Source organism: Streptomyces kebangsaanensis, from assembly GCF_001906585.1.
GTDB classification, from domain to species: Bacteria; Actinomycetota; Actinomycetes; order Streptomycetales; family Streptomycetaceae; genus Streptomyces; species Streptomyces kebangsaanensis.
This window is the reverse complement of sequence record NZ_JUJA01000122.1, coordinates 67,483-69,357: the sequence shown is the minus strand read 5'-3', so window position 1 is coordinate 69,357 and position 1,875 is coordinate 67,483. Positions and strand designations below refer to the sequence as shown.

Annotated in this window: 2 protein-coding genes; one reads left to right on the top strand and one right to left on the bottom strand. The window is 70.2% G+C overall.

Features of this window, described 5'->3' with window-relative positions; translation table 11 throughout:
* The first annotated feature begins 455 nt into the window (after positions 1-455).
* A complete protein-coding gene (locus tag RH94_RS18550; protein WP_073948682.1) occupies positions 456-1,142 on the top strand; it encodes a class F sortase in 687 nt (228 codons plus the stop codon).
* Positions 1,143-1,167: 25 nt separating this feature from the next.
* Here RH94_RS18550 and RH94_RS18545 read toward each other — a convergent pair.
* Positions 1,168-1,875, bottom strand: a 708-nt coding sequence (locus RH94_RS18545) for a polysaccharide deacetylase family protein (RefSeq protein ID WP_234425865.1), incomplete at its 5' end; no start/stop codon positions are given.

Sequence of the window (1,875 nt, the reverse complement as noted above, 5' to 3'; positions counted from 1 at the left end):
GTCCCGGATGACTCTCGGCAAATCGCCGCCCTTCGCCACGGCCGCAGGGGCGGCGAGCCCGACGGTGGCGACCGCTGCGGCCAGTGCCACCAAGGGCGTTGAGAGGGTACGAGCAGTACGCATATGAGCCTCCGCGGAAGGCGCCCCGGGGACCCGTACCCGGACGATCGGCGCGACATCACCTTCCGAAAAAAACCCTCGGATGCCCGGCACAAATGCGCATTTCGGCGCTCGCCCGTCCTGGTGAGCAAACGTCACCAATAAATCACTCTGTTGAATATCCCCGCAGGTCATGGACCGCCAGAAATGACCCGTACGGCGCGACTCGGATGGCGCACGGGAAAAGGAACGGAGCACCCGTTCGCGTCCGTCTCCTCGCCAGGTGTGGGCACCGGACTTAGCGTTCATGTATGCGCGTATGACACGGCGGAGGCCGTGTCGAGAGGGAATGGTGAATATCTGTGAGCGAGCGGTACCAAATCGCCCAGGAGGAGCGGGAGACACCGAAGAAGCGTGCCCCATGGGGCGTGATAGCGCTCGTTCTGCTGACCGGACTCGCCCTCATCCGCAACGGCTCGGGGGAGTTCGACGAAGGCCCGCCGCAGCCCGCGACGGCGGCCGCTCCCGGCACGGGCAACACGCCGAGCCCCTTGGCCACGGGGCCGGGCCCGGTCCCCCAGGCCCTGCCCCGCTCGGTGCCCGACCGGATCAGGATCCCCGTGATCCAGGTCGACGCGCCCGTCACCCCGGTCGGTGTGGACGCGGACGGCTGGGTCGCCGCGCCGCCGCCGGAGGACCCGAACCTGGCCGGCTGGTTCAACGGCGCGGTCACGCCGGGGGAAAAGGGGACCGCCGTCGTCGACGGCCACGTGGACAATTCGGCGGGTCCCGCGGTGTTCTACGGGCTCGGCGCCGTGAAGAAGGGGAACCACGTCGAAATCCACCGGCAGGACGGGAGGACGGCCGTGTTCGAGGTGTACGGCGTCGAGGTGTTCGAGAAGGACGACTTTCCCGGCGACCGCGTGTACGGCTCGAAGGGCACGCCGGAGCTGCGGGTCATCACCTGCGGCGGCGGTTACAACAAGGTGACCGGATATCAGGGAAACGTCGTCGTGTTCGCCCGTCTGGCCGGGGTCCGCTGAGCGGCCCCGGCCGGACGGGCACCGGTCAGGTGGAGGTCCGGTGCGGCACGGTGAAGTGGTAGCCCTCGTCCAGCAGCTTCGGAAGGTACGTGCGCAGCGCGCGGACGGTCTGCGTGCGCTCGCCCCCGGCGTCGTGGGAGAGCACCACGACCCCGGAGCCCGCCCCGCGCTCGACGCGCTCGACGATGGTGCCGGTGCCCGGGGCGGTCCAGTCGAGGCTGTCGACCGTCCAGGCCAGCGGTTCCATGCCCAGCTCGGCCTCCACCTGGAAGACCGTCCGGTTCCAGGCGCCGTAGGGGGCGCGGAACCACTGGGGCCGCTGCCCGTACGCCTTCTCGATGACGTCGCAGGTGCTCTCCAGCTCCGAGCGGACCTGGCGTCGGGTGCGCTCGGTGAGCAGCGGGTGGGTCCAGGTGTGGTTGCCGACGGCGTGGCCCTCGTCGGCCATCCGGGCCAGCAGGTCCCGGTTCCAGTCGGCCATCTCGCCGCACACGAAGAAGGTCGCCCGGACGTCGTACTTCGCGAGGGTGTCCAGGATGTGCGGGGTGTAGTCGGGGTTGGGGCCGTCGTCGAACGTCAGCAGCATGGTGCGTCCCCGGCCGGGCATGCGCAGGATCGGCGCGCGCCGTACCGGGGTGGTCAGGAGCTCGTGCGGCCGGCCGTCACCGGCCATGGGCAGGAGGCGGTAGACGGAGGGGTTGAGAGCGCGACGTGCCTGGGGGCCCGCGGCGGG